Source organism: Pseudofulvimonas gallinarii, from assembly GCF_004343305.1.
In the GTDB taxonomy this organism is placed as follows: domain Bacteria; phylum Pseudomonadota; class Gammaproteobacteria; order Xanthomonadales; family UBA2363; genus Pseudofulvimonas; species Pseudofulvimonas gallinarii.
Genome location: NZ_SMAF01000010.1, coordinates 1 through 20498 on the forward strand (window position 1 = coordinate 1; position 20498 = coordinate 20498).

At 67.5% G+C, this 20498-nt stretch carries 16 protein-coding genes; 4 read left to right on the plus strand and 12 right to left on the minus strand.

Going from position 1 to position 20498, the window contains the following annotated elements:
- Nucleotides 1–2793 (minus strand): S8 family serine peptidase (locus EDC25_RS08325; RefSeq protein ID WP_165910887.1); only part of this gene is annotated, 2793 nt, incomplete at its 3' end.
- 216 nt (nucleotides 2794–3009) lie between these two features.
- Here EDC25_RS08325 and EDC25_RS08330 point away from each other — a divergent pair.
- Together EDC25_RS08330 and EDC25_RS08335 are read left to right on the plus strand one after the other, a co-directional pair.
- Nucleotides 3010–3702 carry a fumarylacetoacetate hydrolase family protein gene (locus EDC25_RS08330; protein ID WP_123522535.1) on the plus strand — a complete coding sequence of 231 codons (693 nt, stop codon included), beginning with the start codon at nucleotides 3010–3012 and terminating at the stop codon, nucleotides 3700–3702.
- Nucleotides 3703–3817: 115 nt separating this feature from the next.
- Nucleotides 3818–5254, plus strand: a complete 1437-nt coding sequence (locus EDC25_RS08335) for a M28 family peptidase (protein WP_123522536.1) — start codon at nucleotides 3818–3820, stop codon at nucleotides 5252–5254.
- 34 nt (nucleotides 5255–5288) lie between these two features.
- Here EDC25_RS08335 and EDC25_RS08340 read toward each other — a convergent pair whose 3' ends face one another.
- From EDC25_RS08340 to hppD, 6 genes are all read right to left on the minus strand, one after another.
- Complete coding sequence (locus tag EDC25_RS08340; protein WP_123522537.1) at nucleotides 5289–6524, minus strand: M61 metallopeptidase family protein; 1236 nt, start codon at nucleotides 6522–6524, stop codon at nucleotides 5289–5291.
- A gap of 97 nt (nucleotides 6525–6621) precedes the next feature.
- Nucleotides 6622–7191, minus strand: coding sequence for a GNAT family N-acetyltransferase (locus EDC25_RS08345; protein WP_123522538.1), 570 nt, complete (start codon nucleotides 7189–7191; stop codon nucleotides 6622–6624).
- Nucleotides 7175–7843 (minus strand): maleylacetoacetate isomerase, encoded by a 669-nt coding sequence (gene maiA / locus EDC25_RS08350; protein ID WP_123522539.1) that lies wholly within the window; start codon nucleotides 7841–7843, stop codon nucleotides 7175–7177. The genes EDC25_RS08345 and maiA overlap by 17 nt, the downstream gene beginning before the upstream one ends.
- A 96-nt stretch (nucleotides 7844–7939) precedes the next feature.
- Nucleotides 7940–8941: a fumarylacetoacetate hydrolase family protein gene (locus tag EDC25_RS08355; RefSeq protein WP_123522540.1), complete on the minus strand. Its 1002-nt coding sequence runs from the start codon at nucleotides 8939–8941 to the stop codon at nucleotides 7940–7942.
- 166 nt (nucleotides 8942–9107) lie between these two features.
- On the minus strand, nucleotides 9108–10415 hold the full coding sequence (gene hmgA / locus EDC25_RS08360; protein WP_132577408.1) for a homogentisate 1,2-dioxygenase: 1308 nt from the start codon (nucleotides 10413–10415) through the stop codon (nucleotides 9108–9110).
- A gap of 14 nt (nucleotides 10416–10429) precedes the next feature.
- Nucleotides 10430–11503: a 4-hydroxyphenylpyruvate dioxygenase gene (gene hppD, locus EDC25_RS08365; protein ID WP_240639679.1), complete on the minus strand. Its 1074-nt coding sequence runs from the start codon at nucleotides 11501–11503 to the stop codon at nucleotides 10430–10432.
- A gap of 93 nt (nucleotides 11504–11596) precedes the next feature.
- On the opposite strand from hppD, the gene EDC25_RS08370 reads away from it, so the two are divergent.
- Complete coding sequence (locus EDC25_RS08370) at nucleotides 11597–12034, plus strand: MarR family winged helix-turn-helix transcriptional regulator (RefSeq protein WP_123522563.1); 438 nt, start codon at nucleotides 11597–11599, stop codon at nucleotides 12032–12034.
- Nucleotides 12035–12083: 49 nt separating this feature from the next.
- On the opposite strand, the gene aqpZ is transcribed toward EDC25_RS08370, so the two are convergent.
- From aqpZ to waaA, 3 genes are all read right to left on the minus strand, one after another.
- Nucleotides 12084–12803, minus strand: coding sequence for an aquaporin Z (aqpZ, locus tag EDC25_RS08375; RefSeq protein ID WP_123522541.1), 720 nt, complete (start codon nucleotides 12801–12803; stop codon nucleotides 12084–12086).
- 194 nt (nucleotides 12804–12997) lie between these two features.
- Nucleotides 12998–14506: a peptide MFS transporter gene (locus EDC25_RS08380; protein WP_123522542.1), complete on the minus strand. Its 1509-nt coding sequence runs from the start codon at nucleotides 14504–14506 to the stop codon at nucleotides 12998–13000.
- A 152-nt stretch (nucleotides 14507–14658) separates the two neighbouring features.
- On the minus strand, nucleotides 14659–15987 hold the full coding sequence (gene waaA, locus EDC25_RS08385; RefSeq protein ID WP_205985007.1) for a lipid IV(A) 3-deoxy-D-manno-octulosonic acid transferase: 1329 nt from the start codon (nucleotides 15985–15987) through the stop codon (nucleotides 14659–14661).
- A gap of 61 nt (nucleotides 15988–16048) precedes the next feature.
- Between waaA and lpxL the strand changes: the two genes are divergently transcribed.
- Complete coding sequence (gene lpxL / locus EDC25_RS08390) at nucleotides 16049–16960, plus strand: LpxL/LpxP family Kdo(2)-lipid IV(A) lauroyl/palmitoleoyl acyltransferase (protein ID WP_123522543.1); 912 nt, start codon at nucleotides 16049–16051, stop codon at nucleotides 16958–16960.
- A gap of 23 nt (nucleotides 16961–16983) precedes the next feature.
- On the opposite strand, the gene EDC25_RS08395 is transcribed toward lpxL, so the two are convergent.
- Together EDC25_RS08395 and pilB are read right to left on the minus strand one after the other, a co-directional pair.
- Nucleotides 16984–18648: a sensor histidine kinase gene (locus EDC25_RS08395; RefSeq protein WP_132577409.1), complete on the minus strand. Its 1665-nt coding sequence runs from the start codon at nucleotides 18646–18648 to the stop codon at nucleotides 16984–16986.
- Between the two features lie 111 nt (nucleotides 18649–18759).
- Nucleotides 18760–20493: a type IV-A pilus assembly ATPase PilB gene (gene pilB, locus EDC25_RS08400; protein ID WP_123522545.1), complete on the minus strand. Its 1734-nt coding sequence runs from the start codon at nucleotides 20491–20493 to the stop codon at nucleotides 18760–18762.
- Nucleotides 20494–20498: the final 5 nt, after the last annotated feature.

The following is a 20498-nucleotide window of genomic DNA, read 5'->3' on the forward strand; positions in this document are numbered from 1 at the left end:
GCCGGTGGTGGTGAAGGCGCCCAGGCCGCCACTGAAGTCCTCGCCCAGCAGGCTGACAGCCACCTGGTCGACGCCGCAGTCGCCGGGCGCCGCGAGCGTTCGGAAATCGGCGACGAAGGAATAGGCGCTGCCGCAGCCGTTCTGCGCCACCACGCGCCAGTAGTAGCGCGTGCTGGTGGACAGCCCGCCCACGGCAAGGCTGGTGCCGAGGGTGACGTCACTGTGGATGATGTCCGTGAAAGCGGCATCGGTGGCGATTTCGACGAGGTATTCGTCCGCACCCGGCGCAGCCGCCCATTGCAGCGTCGGCGAGGTGCTGATGTTCGTGGCGCCCGGCGCCGGTGTCACCGGGACGGGTGAATCCGGTACCGCGGTCGCGACGAGCAGCGTCACGGCACTTTCCTGGATGCGGTCGATCGTGGTGCCGGTGATGGTCACGGTATAGGTCCCCGGTGCGGCGCTGGCGGTATTACCCAGCACCAGGCTGCTGCTGCCCGGCAGCGGCGTGACCGGATTCGGCAGGAACGTGGCGGTGGTGCCGGCCGGATGGCCCGTGGCCGCCAGGGTCACCGGCTGCTGGTAGCCCAGCACCGAGCCGACGTCGATGCTGAACGCCGCGGCATCGGGCGTGCAGATCGATGCCGAGGACGGAGAAACGGCCAGGCTGAAACCGGCCTCCTCGATGCAGTTGCGGCAGACCAGTGCGAAATCCTGGTCGGTAGCGCCGCCGACATTGGGAATCCCGTCGCCGGGGAGGTTGCTGGCGCGCACGCGGATGGTCACGGTCCCGCCCGGATCGGCCACGAACACGTTCTCGATGTTGTGGCGGTTGTCGGCCGTGCCCCCGGCGACCGACAGGCCGCCGCTGAACACATTGCCGAGGTAGGTCTGGCCGCCGGTAACCACTTCCAGGTCGAGGTTGTTCACCAGTGCCGGATTCGCACCGGCCGCCGCCGCGGCATCGGTCCACACCAGCGACACCTTCAGCGGCTTGCCGGATTCGGGCACGCCGTAGGTCGCCTCCCAGACCTGGCCGACGCTGGTCAGCACTTCCGTCTGGTCCACGTATTCGCTGTAGTCGAAGTCCGCACCCAGGCTGCCCGGCACGTCGACGCGGCCCCAGCCCTGCGTGGCATTCGGGATCGGACCGCCGCCACCGTAGTCCCTGGCGCCATTGACCAGCAGTGCCTTGACCATGGCCGGGCTGGGCTGCGCGCCCCCATTGTTTTCACGCCACCAGTCGCTGAGGATCACCGCGGCACCCGAGGCGTGCGGTGCCGCCATGCTGGTGCCCGAGCAGAAGGCGTAGTGGTTGCTCGTCCCCGCGATCGCGCTTGCGCAGGAACTGCCTCCGGCGATGCGGCGGGCGGACGCGATCTGCTGACCGGGCGCGGCGATCGTGATGCCGATGCGGCCATCCTGCGTCGGACCGCGACTGGAGGCGTTGTAGACGCCATTGATGTTGCTGGCGACGCGGTAGTTCTGCGTGCCACCGGTGATGATCGGGTTCTTCGCCGCCTTCGGCGCTGTCAGCGTGCCCGGGCTGGGACCGCTGTTGCCGGCGGAGAACACCATGATGAACGCTTCATTGATCGGCGTATCGACATTGCCGTCGCGTACCAGCTGGTCCCAGGCGCGGGCACCGGCGGTGTAGGTGGTGCCACCGCTTTCACCGGAGGTCCAGCTGGCATTGCCGCCGATGGCGCCGCCATTCAGGGCGTCTTTCGCCAGTACCTGCCAGCCGCCCGTCGGCGGCCAGGGACCGTTGCCGCAGATCGGGTTCTGCGCATAGAAGCGCACCGACGGCGCCATGCCGAGGCCGTACTTGAAGCCCCCGGCGTCGCCGAAGCCGGCGGCGGCATTGCCGCCGATGATGCCGGCGACGTGCGTGCCGTGGCCGCCCGACGCGGCATCGTCGCCCGGATTGCTGACGGTGCAACCCGGATAGCTGGTGCCACCCGCGATGCGGCCGGTAAAGTCCGGATGCGCATAGTCGATGCCGGTATCGATGACCGCCCAGACCAGGCTGTCGCCGTTGTAGCCGAGGTTGTTGATCCAGCCCAGATAGCCCAGCAGCGGCACGTTTGACGCATCGTAGTTGCGCGCCAGGATCTGCGAGGACATCTCGTCATCGAGGATCGGCCGGGCACTGGCGTATTCCAGCCAGACAACCTGCGGGATCTCCGCCAGCTTGTCGAGATGGTCGGCATCCACTTCCACCCAGGCATCGAAGAAGGTGCGATCGGTCTGCGCCGGACCGTGGTTGACGACGTTCGCTCCGCTGGCGCGCAGCGCCGCGAGCACGCCTTCGACATCGCCATCATTGAAGAAATGCACGCCGACGTTGCGGATCACGCCGTCGCGCTTGCGCAGGCCGGGCTCCATCTTCCATTCCGGCAGGTAGTCGCCCTGCCAGCGCACGTCCGGCAGCGATTCCACGGCGCGGCTGGACGGTTCGTCGGCCCAGACCAGATAGGTGTCATGCGGGTAGTACTGCAGCGGCCGCGCGCCGAAGGCACGCAGGTCGCCCAGCCATTCGCCACGGATGGCGCCCTCGAACTGCACGAAGCGCAGTCCCTTGCCATTCGCCGCGGTGCGGTAGCGCGTGCTCCCAGGGCTCGCGGTGGCAGCCAGCGGATCGAAGGCCAGGTCGCCGAAACTGATGATCTTCGCTGCGGCTCCCTGCGATGCGCCTGCATCCTCCAACGATGCCGCTTGCACGGTGTTCATTCCGGCACCGGCCACCAGTGCGGCGACCGCCATGGCCAGACCCACGGTTCTCAACGTCGACATGGAATATCCCTCGGTGGATGGACCGCCCGGGCAGACCCTCCGACCGGACGGGGACTACGATAGCGCGGGTCGGCAGCGCCAGGCGGGCTGCCCTCCAGGTTTTTCTTGGTCGGCGTGACGCGCCGCCCGCTCCGACTGCCGGACCACCTTCGCCACCGGGGAAGCCGGCGCTAACATCCGCTATCCCGCCGTCCCTGGCCCTGTCGCTGGATCATCGTGAGCAACGACCTCTTTCCTGCCCCGCAACCGCCTCGCCTGGCCATCGCCGGCGTCGACGCCGTGTTTCCCGTCCACCGCGTCTACTGCATCGGCCGCAACTACGCCGAGCATGCGCGCGAGATGGGCGCGCCCGCCGAAAAGGGCACGCCGGTTTTTTTCCTGAAGCCGGCGGATTCGTTGACGCCGTTGCCGGGGGCGATTCCCTACCCGCCCGGCACCGCCGACCTGCACCACGAGATCGAACTGGTCGCCGCCCTGCATCGCGGGGGCCGCGACATCGATCCAGGGCAGGCGCTGGACTGCGTGTACGGCTATGCCATCGGACTGGACCTGACCCGTCGCGACCTGCAGGCCGCCGCCAAGGCGAAAAGCCTGCCCTGGGACACCGGCAAGTCCTTCGAAGCCGCCGCACCCATCGGCCCGATCCATCGCGCCGAGGACGTCGGCCATCCGTCGCGGGGCGCCATCGAGCTCGATGTCAACGGCGAAACCAGGCAGCGCGGCGATCTCTCCGACCAGCTGTTCCCGGTTGCCGAAATCATCGCCGCGCTGTCGCGCCTGTACACGCTGGCGCCGGGAGACCTGGTGTTCACGGGCACCCCGGCCGGCGTCGGCGCGCTGTCCATCGGTGACCGGCTGCAGGCGCGCATCGCCGGACTGGGCAGCCTCGACGCCGACGTCACAGCCTGAGCGGTCGAACACAGGCGACAGGGCGAGACACCCGAACGCCACATCGACCGGTCATGCCGTGGCGTTCCGTGCGACGCTGCGGCCTCCTGTTCCACCGATCCCGACGCCTCCCGCCATGAAGTCACTGAGCCGCCTGCTGTTACCCCTCGCCGCCAGCCTGGCCGTGTCCGTCACCGCCATTGCCGCTTCGCCGCTGCTCGACGCCGATCGCACCGCGATCGCCGTGCAGTTGCGCGACAAGGCGCAGGCGGATTCCGGCGCCTACCCGATCGTCGAGGACCTGACCACGCGCATCGGGCCACGCATGGGTGGCACCGCCGCCGACGCGCGCGCGGTGGAATGGGCCGTCGCCCGGTTCCGCGAACTGGGTTACGACAAGGTCTGGACCGAACCGGTGACCTTCCCGGTCTGGGATCGCGGCATCGAGGTCGCGCGCGTCGTCGAACCGTATCCACACAGCTTCGCCATCGCCGCGCTGGGCGGCTCGGTCGGCACGCCCGAAGGCGGCATCACCGCCGAGGTGGTTTCACTGCCCGACTACCAGGCGCTGCTGTCGGCGACAGCGGAGCAGGTCGAGGGCAGGATCGTCTACATCGGCAACCGCATGCGGCGCGCGAAGGACGGCGGCGGTTACGGCGAAGCGGTGATCGCCCGCTCGCGCGGTGCGTCCAAGGCGGCGGCACTGGGCGCGCGCGCGCTGCTGATCCGTTCCATCGGCACCGACGTCAATTCGCGCACGCCGCACACCGGCATGCTCAGCTACGACATCGCGTTCCGGAAGATTCCCGGCGCCGCGCTGTCCAACGCCGACGCCAACGTGCTCGAACACATGCTGGCCGAAGGCAAGCCGGTCACCATCGAGCTGCACCTCGGGGCCAGCGAGCGCGGTGAATACACCAGCCAGAACGTCATCGCGGAAGTCACCGGCCGCGAGGACACCGGCAAGGTCGTGCTGATCGGTGGGCACCTGGATTCCTGGGATCTCGGCACCGGCGCCATCGACGACGGCGCCGGGGTGGCGATCACCATGGCGGCCGGCAAGCTGATCGCCGACCTGCCGCGCGGACAGCGCCCGCGCCACACCCTGCGCGTCGTCGCCTGGGCCAACGAGGAACAGGGCGTCTGGGGTGGCAACGCCTACGGCGAAGCCCACAAGGACGAGGTCGCGGATCATCTGATCGGCTTCGAATCGGATTTCGGCGCCGGCCGCATCTGGCGATTCGATACGCGCGTGCCGGAGGCTGCGCTGCCGCTGATGGATGCCATCGCCGAAGTGCTGAAGCCGCTGGGCATCGAGCGCGGCAACAACACCGCTTTCGGCGGCGCCGACGTCAGCGCCATGCGCCAGAACGGCATGCCCGTCGCCGGCCTGGTCCAGGACGGCAGCAAATACTTCGACTACCACCACACCGCCGCCGACACGCTCGACAAGATCGACCGCAGCGACCTCGACCAGAACACCGCCGCCTATGTCGCGCTGGCCTACCTGGTCGCCGAGCATGGCGTGCCCGGGCATCCCGGAAGCACCCAGGCCCAGAAGCAGGACGACTGAGATTCTTCCGGCACGACGGCCGGAAGCGGAGCAATCAGCGGATCAGCGGCGTGTCGAGGGTGTCGGACGGGCGACCGAGCACCTGCGTCGCCGCTTCGATCAGGTCGGCGGTGTCGACCTTGCGCTTGGCCATCAGCAGGCGGGTGACGTCGTCGAAGCTCTTCTCGTCGCCGGTGGCTTCGCGGATTTCCTTGTCGAGATCCATGAACAGCAGGACGGCGCGCGCCGTGACCGGTCCGTGCGCACGCGGGACGCGCAGCGACTTCACGTTGCGGCTCCAGCGCTGCAGCTGCTCGCGCGTGCGCTGGTAGCGCGCATCGGTGGTGCCGCCGGTGCGATGCAGCAGTTCGATGGAATAGAACTCGGCGACGCCTTCCGAAATGTACTTGTGTCCATTGCGACCGCTGATGCGGGTGATCAGGTGCGTCAGTTCGTGCAGCAGCGTGCTGGTGCCGTTCTCGCTGATCAGCGGGCGGCCGCTGTGCATGTACAGTGAGCGCGGGCCGGAGAGGCCGCCTCGCCACATCGCGTCGCCGGCGCCGACGATCAGCAGCTTGCTGGGCAGCCTGCCGAAGATGCGCTGCATCTCCGGCAGCGTCCAGCCGACCATGGCGAGGATCTGCTGGCGCGGCATGTTGTCGCCCTTGGGCGCACCGACGGCGACTTCGATGCCCTCGTACTGCTCGCGGCGCGTACCGACATCACCGGCGATGATCCAGCCGGTCGGACGGTCGAAGCGCGTTTCCGGATTCACCACGACAAAGCTGCGGCCATCTCGCGCCAGCTTCCAGGGCGTATCGACATTGGTCCAGCCTTCCGGCAGTTCGAAGCGCAGGCGCGTGCGCGAGTCGGTATCCGGCGTCATGCGCACGCGGGCGCTGGGGAAAAGGTGGTCGCCGCGCACGATGGTCCAGCTGGCGGTGATGCGGGCATCATGGCCGCCGTCGCGACGGCGCTTGTCGATGCGATAGCGCCAGCGCAGTTCGCCGCCGTTTCCAGGCGGCGTCCAGACCACGCGGTCACCATTGCGATCGACCTCACCGTCGCCTTCGATGTCGGTATAGCGGTCATCCGGCATGGCGAAATCGATGCGGCTGGCGCGGCCATCGCGAGGGGTGAGCTTCAAGGTGACCAGGGCCTGGCCCTCGGCCGGCGCGAAGCCGACGGTGTAGTCGACGTCGAAACGGCGCTGCTTGGCCGTCGCGACACTGGCCAACAGCAGCAGTCCGATGGCCAGCAGGGTTCGAATGCCAAAGGCACGTTCAATCATCTGTCGCTCCTGGATAGGTCGCCGCCTATTCTGGCGGCAACGGCTGAACGGGGTGTGGCCGCGCCGGTCCGGAGCCGGCGGCGCGCACCGGACCGCTTCAGTCCGGGTCGTCGAAACAGCGCGCGTAGAGATGGGCATCCAGGATCTGCCCGTGCTTGATGAGCGCGCGGCGTTCGACGCCTTCCCGCTCGAAGCCGCACTGCTCCAGCACGCGCATCGAGGCCCGGTTGCCCTCGTAGACCCGCGCAAAGACGCGCCGCAGTCCCAGCACCGGCGCCATCGCCGTGATGTAGTGGCGGACGACGCGCTGCATGATGCCCTGACCCCAGCGTGGTGGCGTCAGCCAGTAGCCGAGTTCGCCGGCGATCCGGTAGACGTCGCTGCCCGGGTCGATGCCGATGCCGCCGGCGACCTCGCCTTCGACCTCGACGGCATGGATCGCGCCGGCGCTTGCGGGTACGACCTGGCCGAGGAAGAAGCGCGCATCGTCGATGCCGTAGGGATGCGGAAAGCGGTCGCGCAGCCAGCGCGCGACATCGGCGAAGTCCGCCGCCTGCGCCAGCGCCGGCGCGTCGGCGTCCTGCCAGGGCCGGACCCGGATGCGCAGGCGCGGATGTTCGACCGCAAGACGGGCGAAGCGCGCTGCGGGCTCAGGCCGCGGGTGCATCGGGCTGGCGATCGGGATGTGCGGCCTGGAATGCCGGCAGCGACGAGCATTGATCGTGGATGCGCAGGCAGTTGCCGAAATCGTCCAGAGGTGCGCCGAATCGGCGCGCCGCATACATCGCCGGCACCAGCACGCAGTCGGCAAGCGTCGGATGGTCGCCGTGGCAGAAGCTGCCGGTTTCCGATGAAGACGCCAGCAGCGCCTCGAAGCTGGTGAAGCCCTCGAGCAGCCAGTGGCGGACGAACGCCGCGACCGCGTCCTCGTCCAGGCCCATGGTGTTCTTGAGGTACTGCTGCACGCGCAGGTTGTGGATCGGGTGCGTGTCGGCAGCGAGGGTCAGCGCCAGCGCACGCACGCGCGCACGGCCGCGGACGTCTTCCGGCAAAAGGTGGGGATGGCCGGGGAACGCCTCGTCGAGGTATTCGAGGATCGCCAGCGACTGGGTGATGCGTCGCTGGCCATGCAACAGCGTTGGAACAAGGCCGGCCGGGTTGATGGCGCGGTATTCGGGCCGGTGCTGTTCGCCGCCCTCACGGACCAGGTGGACGGGCTGGCTGCGGTAGGCCACGCCCTTGAGATTCAGGCCGATGCGCACGCGCCAGGCGGCGCTGGAACGCCAGTAGTCGTAGAGGGTGATGTCCGCGCTGTTCATGGCCTGCTCCCCGGGTTGGCGACGGTTCGATCGGCACGGGCGGCGCGGCTGCCTGCCGCAGGCAGCGGCCGCCTGGCGGCGCCGTCCCCGCCCGACTCACCGCCGCAGCGGCGAGATCGTCTGCTCGATGGCCCCGAAGATACTCCGGCCGTCGGCATCAAGCATCTCGATGCGGACGACGTCGCCGTACTTCATGAACGGCGTGACCGGCTTGCCGGTTTGCAGTGTTTCGACGGTGCGCTTCTCGGCGAAGCAGGAGGCGCCCAGCGAGGTGTCCTCGTTGGCGACGGTGCCCGAACCGACCAGCGTGCCAGCCGAGAGCGGGCGCGTCTTCGCCGCGTGCGCGACCAGCTGGGCGAAATTGAACTGCATGTCGACGCCGGCTTCCGGGGCGCCGAACCACTGCCCGTTGATGTGCGTGACCAGCGGACGATGCACCTTGCTGTCGATCCACGCTTCACCGAGCTCATCCGGCGTGACGAACACTGGCGACAAGGCCGAGCGCGGCTTCGACTGCAGGAAGCCGAAGCCCTTCGCCAGCTCGCCCGGGATCAGGTTGCGCAGCGACACGTCGTTGACCAGCCCGATCAGCTGGATGTGTGCGGCGGCGTCCTCCGCGCTCACCGCCATCGGCACGTCGTCGGTGACGACGATGACTTCCGCTTCCAGGTCGATGCCGTAATCCTCGCTGGGCACCACGACCGGATCGCGCGGGCCGAGGAAGCCGGCGCTGGTGGCCTGGTACATCAGCGGATCGGTGTAGAACGACTCCGGCACCTCGGCGCCGCGTGCGCGACGGACGCGCTCGACATGCGGCAGGTAGGCGCTGCCATCGACGAATTCGTAGGCGCGCGGCAGCGGGGCCGCCAGCGCCGTGAAATCCATTGCAATCACGTCGCGGCCGGCCAGCGCTCCTTCACCCGCCGCATTCAGCGCCTCGTAGACGCCGGCCAGTGCCGGTGCGGCGCGATCCCAGTCCTCCAGCGCCTGCTGCAGCGTGCGGGCGATCTCCGGCACCTTCACCGCGCGCGTAAGGTCACGGTTGACCACGACCAGCGTGCCGTCGCGGCCGCCTTCCTTGAGAGATGCCAGTTTCATTGCAGATGTCCTTGTGCAGCAACGTATCGGATGGATGGGACGAGCGGTCATCGTGGAACGCAATGGCGACTACGTCCAGCCGGTCGTCCCCGGACCGGAATGGACGCGATCCGGCGCCGGGCACGATCCACGCGCCTGTCGCCGGAGCTGCCCGCCCACGACCGCCTCAGCCTGCCGGCGCCTGGAAGTGCCGGGAAAGTCCAGCCCAGCAGGCCTGGTAGTCACGCTGGCGGTGCGCGGCGGTCAGTGCCTGCGCGGTCGGACGGATGACGGCGCGCGCCTCGAACATGAAGGCCATGGTGTCGGCGATGACATCCGGCTTTGTGAGGTCGGCGCTGGAAGCCTTCTCGAAGGTCGCCGCATCGGGGCCATGACCGGTCATGCAGTTGTGCACCGAGCAGCCACCGGGCATGAAGCCGTCCGCCTTGGCGTCGTAGGCGCCATGGATCAGGCCCATGAACTCGCTGGCGATGTTGCGATGGAACCAGGGCGGCCGGAACGTGTCCTGCGCCACCAGCCAGCGCGGCGGGAAGATCACGAAGTCCATGTTGCCGACGCCGGGCGTGTCGCTGGGCGAAGTCAGCACCAGGAAGATCGACGGATCCGGATGGTCGTAGCTGATCGAACCGATCGTGTTGAAGCGGCGCAGGTCGTAGCGGTAGGGCACGTGGTTGCCGTGCCAGGCGACGACGTCCAGCGGCGAATGGCCGATGTCGGCACGCCACAGGTGACCCTGGAACTTGGCGATCAGTTCGAAATCGCCTTCAACGTCTTCGTACCACGCCTGCGGCGATTCGAAGTCGCGCGGATTGGCCAGCCCATTGCTGCCGATCGGTCCGAGGTCGGGCAGGCGCAGGAAGGCGCCGAAGTTCTCGCAGACGTATCCGCGCGCCTGGCCATCCGGCAGCTCGACGCGGAAGCGCACGCCGCGCGGGATGACCGCGATCTGCTGCGGCTGGACATCGATCAGGCCCATCTCGGTGGCGATGCGCAGGCGACCGAGCTGCGGCACGATCAGCAGTTCGCCGTCGGCGTCATAGAAGAACCGCCCCTGCATTGAACGGTTCGCGGCATACATGTGCACGCCGATGCCGGCGCCTGCCGCGGCACCGCCGTTGCCGGCCATGGTGTACAGGCCGTCGACGAAATCGACCGCCGTTTCCTCCGCCGGCATTGGCAGCGGATCCCAGCGCAGCTGGTCCGGCGTGACCGGGCCGCCGCCGAAATCGTTGTGGAAGCGGCGCTGGTCGTAACCGGTGAACGAGCCATGCATCGCGGAGGGCCGGATGCGGTACTGCCAGGTGCGGCGGTTCTGCGCCCGCGGCGCGGTGAACGCGGTGCCCGACAGCTGCTCCGCGTACAGCCCCAGCGGCGCGCGCTGCGGCGAGTTGCGTCCGACCGGCAGCGCGCCGTCGATCGCCTCGGTGGCGAACTCGTTGCCGAAACCACTCAGGTATCCCGCCGCAGCAGTCATGGTGCGCTCCGTGGTTACAGCACGCCGCGACGCATCTGGTCGCGCTCGATGGATTCGAACAGGGCCTGGAAGTTGCCTTCGCCGAAGCCTTCATTGCCCTTGCGCTGGATGATCTCGAAGAAGATCGGACCGATCACGTTCTGGGTGAAGATCTGCAGCAGCAGCTTGCGTCGGGTATCCGGATCGGCGTCGATCAGGATCTTGTTCTTCGCCAGCCGCGGCACGTCCTCACCATGGTTGGGAATGCGCTCGTCGACCACCTCGAAATAGGTATCGGGCGTGTTCAGGAACTCGACGCCCTGCTCGCGCATGGCTTCGACGGTGTCATAGATGTTGTCCGTGAACAGCGCGATGTGCTGGATGCCCTCGCCCTTGTACTCGTCGAGGTATTCGTTGATCTGGCTCTTCGGGTCGTTCGACTCGTTGAGCGGAATGCGCACGATGCCGTCCGGGGCCGTCATCGCCTTGGACACCAGCCCGGTCTTCACGCCCTTGATGTCGAAGTAGCGGATCTCGCGGAAGTTGAACAGCCGCTCGTAGTAGTCCGCCCACTTGCCCATGTTGCCGAAGAACAGGTTGTGGGTCAGGTGGTCGATGAAGGTCAGGCCGAACCCCTTCGGATTGTGTTCCACGCCGGGCAGGAACTCGAAGTCGCCGTAGGGATCGGCGCCATCGGTGACCAGGTAGAGCATGCAGTCGCCGATGCCCTTGATCACTGGCGCGTCGACTGCGCGCGTCCCGGCCTTGTGGGTCACCGGCTCGGCGCCCTTCGCCGTCGTCGCCTGCAGCGCCTCGCCACCATCGCGGACGCGGATGGCGAAACCGCAGGCACTGGGACCATGCTGGGCGGCGAAGTCGGACGCGAATGAATCCGGCGTCTCGTTCACGATGAAGTTGCAGCCACCCTGGCGGTACAGCGTCACCGGCCGGCTGCGATGGCGCGCCACCGCGGTGAAGCCGAGGCGCGGGAACAGCCCGTGCAGAAGGCTGGCATCGGCGGCGGCGAATTCGACGAATTCGAAACCGTTGATGCCCAGCGGATTGTCGAAGGTGGTCGGCTGCATGCCGAGGTCGGGTTGCGCGTTCATGCGGCGTCCTCTCGTATGGTGCGATGCCAGATGCAGGAATCGGGGATCGCCTTTATAGTTTCACTTGAAACCATTGGCAAGCCGCAGCGCAGCATGAGCGAACCCGCCCTCCTGGATCTCGACCGGTTCCTGCCGTACCGGCTTTCCCGGTTGTCCAACCGCATCAGCCAGCAGATCGCCAGTACCTATGTCGACCGTTTCGACCTGTCGGTAACCGAATGGCGGGTAATGGCCGTGCTCGGGCGTTATCCCGGCCTGTCAGCGAACGAGGTGGCCGAGCGCACGGCCATGGACAAGGTTGCGGTCAGCCGCGCCGTTGCCCGGCTGGTGCAGCAGGGCCGACTGCGTCGTGATGTCGCCGAGGACGACCGTCGCCGATCGGTGCTGCAGCTCACCGCTGCCGGCCGGAAAATCTATGCCCAGGTCGCGCCGGAAGTCCTCGCCACCGGCAGCCGCCTGCTCGGCGCCCTCGACCGCGACGAGCTGGCGTTGCTGATGGCGCTGCTGGAAAAACTGGAACCGACCGGCTGAACAACCGCCCGCGGCGACGATCGCGGCGGGCCGGGTGATGTCAGCGGGACTAGCGCTGAGACGATCCGCCCAGCCATCGCCAGACGCCGCCGGCAACGGCCGCGGCCAATGCCGGCGCCAGCCAGAACAGCCACAACTGCTGCAGTGCCGGACCGCCGGCAAGGAGGGCGACGCCAGTGCTGCGCGCCGGATTCACCGAAGTGTTGGTGACCGGGATGGAAATCAGATGGATCAGCGCCAGGCACAGACCGATCGCCAGTGGCGCGAAACCGGCGGGCGCCCCACGGCTGGTGACACCGAGGATGACCAGGATGAAGAAACCCGTCATCAGCAGCTCGGTGATCGCCGCGGCCTGGAGCGAATAGCCAGCGGGCGAATGGCTGCCATAACCATTGGTCGCGAACGCACCGGCCGCCGCGGGATCGATGCTGAAACCGGCCTGGCCATGGGCGATACAGTAAAGCGCGGTCGCCGCGGCGATCGCCCCGGCGACCTGGACGACGATGTACGGCAGCAGGTCGGCGGCCGCGAAGCGCCCACCCGCCCAGAGTCCGATGGAGACGGCGGGATTGAAGTGGCCACCCGAGATATGGCCCAGCGCATAGGCCATCGTAACCACGGTCAGACCGAAGGCCAGCGACACACCCAGCAGGCCGATGCCCAGCGGGTTGCCTTCGCCGCCGAACTGCGCGGCCAGCACAGCGCTTCCACAGCCGCCAAGAACCAGCCAGAAGGTACCCAGGAATTCTGCCGCCAGACGTCTGCTCATTGACCTTCCTCCGCTTTGGACAGGTGGTACGGGAAAGCAGCCCATCACGCCGATGCACCGAACTTTGTCCGTCTTCCAGGAAGGCGTAAAGCAGGGCGCCATCCCGACACCGGACGCCGACTGGTGGTGGGGTGGGGAAAAGGAAACGGCGGCCCGAAGGCCGCCGTGCGAGGATGAAACTGCGTGAGCCGGCGTTACTTCACGCCGTGCATCAGGCGATTGATCAACGGCGCGATCAGGAACAGCAGCACGCCCGCACCCGCCAGCGCATAGAAGCCGAAGGTGTAACCGGCATGCGCCGAGGCGACGGTCATGCCGCCTTCGCCGCTGACGTGTCCGGCGAAGATGCCGGCGAGGTTGTTGCCGATCGCGATCGACAGGAACCAGCAGCCCATGGCCATGCCGCCCAGGCGCGCAGGCGCCAGCTTCGTGGTCATCGACAGGCCGATCGGCGACAGGCACAGCTCGCCGACGGACTGGATCACGTAGACGGCGAACAGCGTCCAGAACGGAATCTTGCCGGCGTCGTTGACCATGCTCGACAGTGCGACCATGAGCAGCAGGAAGGCCAGGCCGTTGAAGATCAGGCCAAGGCCGAACTTCCGCGGGATCGACGGATTGGCCTTGCCCATCTTCACCCACATCCAGGCCATCACCGGCGCCAGCGTGATGATGGCGATCGAGTTCACCGACTGGAACCACTCCAGAGGGAAGGTCCAGCTACCGAACTCACGGTTGACGATGCGATCCGCCAGGAAGGTGAAGGAACTGCCGGCCTGCTCGAAGAACATCCAGAACAGCACGTTGAAGCCGAAGATCACCAGCATCGCCAGCACCATGTCGCGCGCCACCTTGCCGCCGCGGATGCCCTCGACCACCAGCATCACGGCCGGAATGACGAACAGCGCCATCAGGATGTACTGCAGGTTCTGCGCCTGGATCGTCAGCAGGTAGAAGAACACCGGCACGCCGACCACGGCGCCGACCAGCGCGACCAGGCCGAGACGGGCGAAGCTCTCCTGCCCCGGCGCCGGCAGGCCGATGCCCTGCAGCTGGTGGCGACCGGCCCAGAACCAGACCAGGCTGATGATCATGCCGATGCCGGCCGAGATGAACACCCACTGGTAGTGCGGCGTGTCGTCCGTACCGAACACCTGGCGGGCGAGCCAGCCGGTGATGACCGGCGCGATCATCGCGCCGATGTTGATGCCCATGTAGAAGATGGTGAAGCCGGCGTCACGGCGGGCATCGCCCTGGAAATACAACTTGCCGACCATCGTCGAAATGATCGGCTTGAACAGGCCGTTGCCGACGATGATCGTCGCCAGGCCGAGCTTGAACCACACTTCCGTCGGCGAGGCGAGCAGGAACAGGCCGACGGACATGAAGACCGCGCCGAGCAGGATCGAACGCTGGAAGCCGATCAGCCGGTCGGCCACATAGCCGCCGAAGATCGCACCGGCGTACACCAGCGCCAGGTATGCGCCGTACATTTCGCTGGCTGGACGTTCGCCCGAGGCATCACCGCCATGGAACTGCGCGACGATGTAGAGGACCATAGCCCAGCGGATGCCGTAGAACGCAAAGCGCTCCCAGAATTCCGACATGAACAGCATCCACAGCGGGCGTGGATGGCCGAGGACCTGCGGAAAATCCGGTGGACCCTGGGTGGTGTTGTCGCCTAGCGGACGCGCCGTACTCATCGAATACTCCCTGATGTGCGAATGAAAACCGCTGCAGCGCCTGAATGGGCGCTGCATGCGTCGAAAGCCGCGCAAGAGTGCGGGAGCGAGGGGGGCGCGTCAAACCCGGCGCATGCTGCACCGCACCAAACCGGGCCGATCGAACCGGCGGATCAGTGCACGATGTGGGCGACCACCGCGAGGGTGCGGTCGAGCGCCCCGCGTTCGCGGGCGATGATGGCGGTGGCGGTGCAGCCCATCTTCCGCATGCGCTCGGGATCCCCCAGCAGTTCGCAGATGGTGGTGCCCAGTTCGCGGCCATCGGGAATCCGGACCGCCGCGCCCTGCTCGATCAGAAGTTCGGTGATCTCGGCGAAGTTGAAGGTGTGCGGACCCACCACGATCGGCTTGCCGAGCAGTGCCGGCTCAAGCACGTTGTGGCCTCCGATCGGTTCCAGGCTGCCGGCGACCAGGGCGACATCGGCGGCGGCATAGAAGCGCAGCAACTCGCCCAGGGTATCGGCCACGAAGCACTGCGTCTCCGGCTCGGCGGTGCCGTCCTCGCTGCGCGAGCGTGTGCGCAGGCCAATGCTCTCGCACAGCTGCACCATCGGCCTGAAGCGCTCCGGATGCCGCGGCGCGACGATCAGCAATGCGTCGGGGAAGCGCTGCAGGACTTCGGCATGGGCATGGGCAACGGCCAGCTCCTCGCCTTCATGCGTACTCGCCGCGATCCAGACCGGCCGCTGGCTGCCGGCCAGATGCCGCCACTCGATGCCGCTGTCGACCATCTCGTAGGGCATGTCGATGTCGTACTTGATGTTGCCGACCAGCGCCAGGCGTTCCGGCTGCGCGCCGAGGCTGAGGAAGCGTTCGTAGTCGGTCTGCGACTGAGCGGCGATGAAGGTGGCCGAACGGATGGCCTCGCCTGCCAGCGGCTGCACCGGGCCATAGCCGCGCAGGGAGCGTTCCGACAGGCGCGCGTTGGCGATCAACACCGGAATGCCGCGTGTCCGGCAGGCGAAATACAGGTTCGGCCAGATCTCCGTTTCCATGATGATCGCCAGCCGTGGCCGGATACGGCGCAAGAAGCGGCGCACGGATCCCGGCAGGTCATACGGCAGATAGACGTGGAACAGGCTGTCCCCGAACACCTGGCGCAGCCGCTCCGAACCGGTCGGCGTGACCGTGGTGACGACGATCGGCCAGTCGGCATAGCGCTCCCGCAACGCGGTGATCAGGGGAATGGCGGCGTTGAGCTCGCCGACCGACACCGCATGCACCCAGATCGAATCGACAGGAAAGCGCGGCGACCGGAAATACCCGAAGCGTTCGGCCCATCGATGCAGGTAGCTGCGCAGCTTCAGGCCACGGACGAACAGCCGGTAGAGGATGATCGGCGTCGCCATGTACATGATGCCGGTGTACAGCCAGCGCAGCAGGACCAGCTTGATGCGGGAGTGCAGCGGATAGACGAGGGCCGGCGGTTCGGGATTGGGCATGCGGACGATTCTACCCGCCAGCGGCCAACGACCTGCTGCCGGCGGCGCTTACAATGTCGCCATGAATGCATTTCCCTGGCGCCTGCTCGCTCCGTGGCACTGGCCTGCATGGTCGGGACTGGGCGTCATCTGGCTGCTGGCCCGCCTGCCCTGGGCGCTGGCGCTGCGCCTGGGCGCCGGCCTGGGAACACCGCTGCGCTGGCTGGCCGGTTCGCGGCGTCGCGTCGCCGGGCGCAACCTCGTCCTTTGTTTCCCGGACCTGGATGAAACCGCGCGAGAGCGGCTGCTGCGGGAAAACTTCGCCGACATGGGCCGCATGTTCGCCGAGTTCGCGCTGAGCTGGATGGCCTCGGACCGCAACATCGCCCGCATTCCCTATACGGTGGAAGGCATGGAGCACCTGCGGGTCGCGCAGGCCGAGGGTCGTGGCGTGCTGCTGGTCGGCGGCCACTTCAGCCACCTGGAACTGTGCGCACGCCTGATCGCGCAGCAGCTGCCGCTGGCCGGGCTGTACCGCGAACATGGCTCACCGGTGTTCGAGTGGGCGGTCAAGCGGAGACGGCTGCGCTACGCGCAGGCGATGTTCGGACGCAAGGAGCTGCGCGCGACGGTGCGCCATCTCAGGCAGGGCGGCGCGCTGTGGTACGCACCGGACCAGGACATGCGCGGCAAGGACAGCGTGTTCGTGCCGTTCTTCGGCATTCCCGCCTCGACCATCACCGCGACCCATCATCTGGCCCGGCTGTCCGGCGCCGCCGTCATCGCCTTCAGCCACCGCAGGTTGCCCGGCCGCCAGGGCTATGCGATGCGGCTGTCGCCACCCCTGGAAGGTTTCCCGTCGCCGGATGAAGTCGCCGATACCACGCGCATCAACGCGCTGATCGAGGCGGCGGCCCGCGCGGCCCCGACCCAGTACCTCTGGATCCACAAGCGCTTCAAGACCCGTCCCGAAGGCGAGCCGGGCCTGTATTGAACCGACGCCGGCCGCGGCGGCGCTCAGGCTTCGGCGTCCGCCGGCCCGAGCAGGTCACGGCGGTGGAAGCGCATCACGAAGCAGGCGCCCGGTTCGTCATCGGCCGGTTCGTAGTCGAGGTCGGCACCATTTCCCTCGCACAGCTGCCGGCACAGGTACAGGCCCAGGCCGGTACCGTGCGCACCGGTGGTGTAGAAGGGTTTGAACGCCTGGTCGATGCGGTCGTCGGGAATGCCGCGGCCGTTGTCGGCGATGTGCAGTTCGATCGGCGCACGGCCGTCGGAGGCCACCAGCGTCACCGTGATGACCAGCGGCCGTTCCTCGCAACGGCCATAGTTCATCGCGTTGCCGAGCAGGTTGCTGACGACCTGTTCGAGGTGGACAAGGTCGAACACGACCTCGCATTCCTTGCTGGGCGAGTTGAAGACCAGCTCGTCGCCTTCCGGCAGGCGCGTCATCCGGAATTCGTCGAGGTATGTCGTCAGCCAGGTTTCCAGTTCGATCGTTTCCGGCTTCGCACGTTCGCGCTTGGCCAGGTCGAGGACGCCGCGCACGATGCGTTCCAGGCGCTGGCTGTGGCGGCCGATGATCTCGACCAGGCGCTTGTCGCGCGCCGGCAGGTCGGAGGATTCCGCGAGCAGCTGGCCGGACTGCTGGATCGCCGCCAGCGGGTTGCGCAACTCGTGCGCGATGCTTGCCGACAGGCGGCCCAGCGTGTCCAGCGTCAGCTCCTCGGCGCGCAGGTCGAGCAGGCGCGTGTCCTCCATGAACACCACCGTGAAATCGTCCCGGTCGGAGAACAGCCGCAGGAAGCGCGGCAACACGGGATCGCCGCCTTCGGCCAGCGGTGAATGCGTGTGCGGCTGCTCGCCGCCGGAAATCCATGCCCGCCATGCCCTGTCCAGGTGCGGGCTGATCGTGGCCAGCTGCGATTCGCCGCGGCGCGGGCTGCCCAGCATGCGCCAGGCGGATTCGTTCATGCGCTGGATGCGCGCGCCGCGGTCGACCACCAGCACGCCGGTGCGCATGCGCTGCACCACCAGGTCGTTGAGGCGGTCCATGTCGAGCAGGTCGGCGCCGCGCTGCGCGGCCAGCGCCTCCGCATCGCGCGCCCGGGTGCCGATCAGGGACGCCACGGCGGCGACGACGAAGCAGACCACGCCGATCGCGGCGGCATTGGCGGTGGCGTGGTCCATGCCTTCGCTGATGCCGTGCGAGAACATCGCCACCAGCATGGCGATCACCGACAACGCCGCCGCACCCATGCCCAGGCGCACCGGCAGGTAGTGGGCGGTGCCGGCCAGGCTGACCAGCAGCAGCAGGGGCAGTGCCGACTCCATGCCGCGGCTGAACATCATCGCCAGCGATACGGCGGCGACGTCCAGCAGCAGGCCCAGCACCAGTTCGGTCGGCGCGGTGATCCGCTCGTAGACACCGTAGAGGACCAGGACGACGGCCGCGCCGAAGTAGGCCAGGGCCATCGCGCGCGTCACGTGCAGGTCGTCGAAACGGATCCAGGCGCGGTCGTAGGCGGCGAACGTGAGGACAACGGCAAGCAGGGCCAGCAGAAGCCGGTAGGCGCGCAGGTAATTGCGCTCGCGCTGGCTCGGTTGCGCGATCTGTCCGCTCTGCACCAGGCGCGCGAATGCCTGGCGCAGGCCTTCGCTATTCCCAGAAGCCGTCTTCAAGCCGCTGACCACACGCCGCTCCCTGATACCCGCAGGACAACGGTAACCGCAAATGGCCGCCGGGAGCCAGATGTGCCGGCGACGGCGCCGCGCTTCACGGCGCCTCCGTCATCAGTCGACGGTGACGCGGTGCATTTCCGACATCGAGGTGACGCCGTCGCAGACCTTCTTGCGCGCCGACTGGCCCAGGTCGGACACGCCGATCGACTGGGCGACCTCGCCGATGGCGATGGCGTTGCCGCCTTCGAGGATGATCTTCTGGATTTCCTCGATCATCGGCATGACCTGGTAGATACCGGTACGGCCCTTGAAACCTTCGTTGCACTGGTCGCAGCCGACGGCGTCGAAGATCGTCGCGCCTTCCAGCTGCGCCTCGGTGAAGCCGTCCTTGAGCAGCAGCTCCTTGGCCAGCGTGATCGGCTTCTTGCAGTCGTGCAGGCGCCGCGCCAGGCGCTGGGCGATGACCAGCGTCACCGACGAGGTGATGTTGTAAGGGGCGATGCCCATGTTCATCAGGCGGGCGATGGTCTGCGGCGCGTCGTTGGTGTGCAGCGTGGACAGCACCATGTGGCCGGTCTGCGCGGCCTTGATGGCGATTTCCGCCGTCTCCAGGTCGCGGATTTCGCCGACCATGATGACGTCCGGGTCCTGGCGCAGGAAGGAGCGCAGCGCGGCCGCGAACGTCATGCCGCGCTTGACGTTCTGCTGCACCTGGTTGATGCCCGGGACGCGGATTTCGACCGGGTCCTCGACGGTGGAGATGTTGCGGCCCTCGGTGTTGAGGATGTTGAGCGCCGTGTACAGCGATACGGTCTTGCCCGAGCCGGTCGGACCGGTCACCAGCACCATGCCATAGGGCTTGTGGATGGCCTCGAGGAACAGTTCCTTCTGGTCTTCCTCGTAACCGAGCTTGTCGATGCCGAGCTTGGCCGCCGCCGGGTCGAGGATACGCAGCACCACCTTTTCGCCGAACAGCGTCGGACAGGTGCTGACGCGGAAGTCGATGGCCTTGGTCTTCGACAGGTTGAGCTTGATGCGGCCGTCCTGCGGCACACGCTTTTCCGCGATGTCGAGCGCGGACATGACCTTCAGGCGCGAGGCGATGCGCGGGCTGAGCTTCGCTGGTGGCGAGGCGACGCTGCGCAGCACGCCGTCGAGGCGGTAGCGCACGCGGTAGTTGTTCTCGTAGGGCTCGAAGTGGATGTCCGAGGCGCCGCGGCGGATGGCATCGACCAGCACCTTGTTGACGAACTTGACGACCGGGGCGTCGTCATCGCCGGCGGCGGCACTGACGCCACCGCCCTCCTCGGCATCCTCGCCGGTGCCGCCGACGCTGAGCGAATCCAGGCCTTCGTCGTCGCCGCCGCCGCCGAGGTCGTTCATCAGCGCGTCGCTGTTGGCGAACGCGGCCTCGATCACCCGTTCCAGCGCACCCTCGAGGGCAAGCACCGGCTGGATGACCATGTTGGTCTGGAAGCGGAAGTCGTCCAGCACGCGGGCATTGGTCGGATCGCTGACCGCCAGGTACAGGGTGTTGCCGCGCTTGGCGATGGGCAGCGCCTTGTGTTGCTCGACCAGCTTCTGGTCGGCCACCTTCTGCGGGATCAGCTTGATGTCCAGGGCGCCGACGTCGATCAGCGGCAAGCCGAATTCCGCCGCCGTGGAACTGGCGATCGCGGAGGCATCGGCCAGGTTCTTGCTGATCAGGTAGCGATGCAGCGGGACGCGCGCCTGCGCCGACGCCTCCTGTGCATCCAGGCCCGTCTTCTCGTCAATGACGCCATCGATGACCAGGCGTCGCGCAAGGCCGCGCAGGCCTGACATCATCTGAGCTGCTGCCGCCATAGGAC

Excerpts from the sequence above, each read along its gene's own strand:
- waaA (WP_205985007.1), bottom strand. The coding sequence starts at position 15,987 with ATGCCCAATCCCGAACCGCCGGCCCTCGTCTATCCGCTGCACTCCCGC.
- EDC25_RS08340 (WP_123522537.1), bottom strand. The coding sequence starts at position 6,524 with ATGATTGAACGTGCCTTTGGCATTCGAACCCTGCTGGCCATCGGACTG.
- EDC25_RS08380 (WP_123522542.1), bottom strand. The coding sequence starts at position 14,506 with ATGAGTACGGCGCGTCCGCTAGGCGACAACACCACCCAGGGTCCACCG.
- pilB (WP_123522545.1), bottom strand. The coding sequence starts at position 20,493 with ATGGCGGCAGCAGCTCAGATGATGTCAGGCCTGCGCGGCCTTGCGCGA.
- hppD (WP_240639679.1), bottom strand. The coding sequence starts at position 11,503 with ATGAACGCGCAACCCGACCTCGGCATGCAGCCGACCACCTTCGACAAT.
- aqpZ (WP_123522541.1), bottom strand. The coding sequence starts at position 12,803 with ATGAGCAGACGTCTGGCGGCAGAATTCCTGGGTACCTTCTGGCTGGTT.
- lpxL (WP_123522543.1), top strand. The coding sequence starts at position 16,049 with ATGAATGCATTTCCCTGGCGCCTGCTCGCTCCGTGGCACTGGCCTGCA.
- EDC25_RS08355 (WP_123522540.1), bottom strand. The coding sequence starts at position 8,941 with ATGAAACTGGCATCTCTCAAGGAAGGCGGCCGCGACGGCACGCTGGTC.
- maiA (WP_123522539.1), bottom strand. The coding sequence starts at position 7,843 with ATGAACAGCGCGGACATCACCCTCTACGACTACTGGCGTTCCAGCGCC.
- EDC25_RS08345 (WP_123522538.1), bottom strand. The coding sequence starts at position 7,191 with ATGCACCCGCGGCCTGAGCCCGCAGCGCGCTTCGCCCGTCTTGCGGTC.
- hmgA (WP_132577408.1), bottom strand. The coding sequence starts at position 10,415 with ATGACTGCTGCGGCGGGATACCTGAGTGGTTTCGGCAACGAGTTCGCC.
- EDC25_RS08335 (WP_123522536.1), top strand. The coding sequence starts at position 3,818 with ATGAAGTCACTGAGCCGCCTGCTGTTACCCCTCGCCGCCAGCCTGGCC.
- EDC25_RS08370 (WP_123522563.1), top strand. The coding sequence starts at position 11,597 with ATGAGCGAACCCGCCCTCCTGGATCTCGACCGGTTCCTGCCGTACCGG.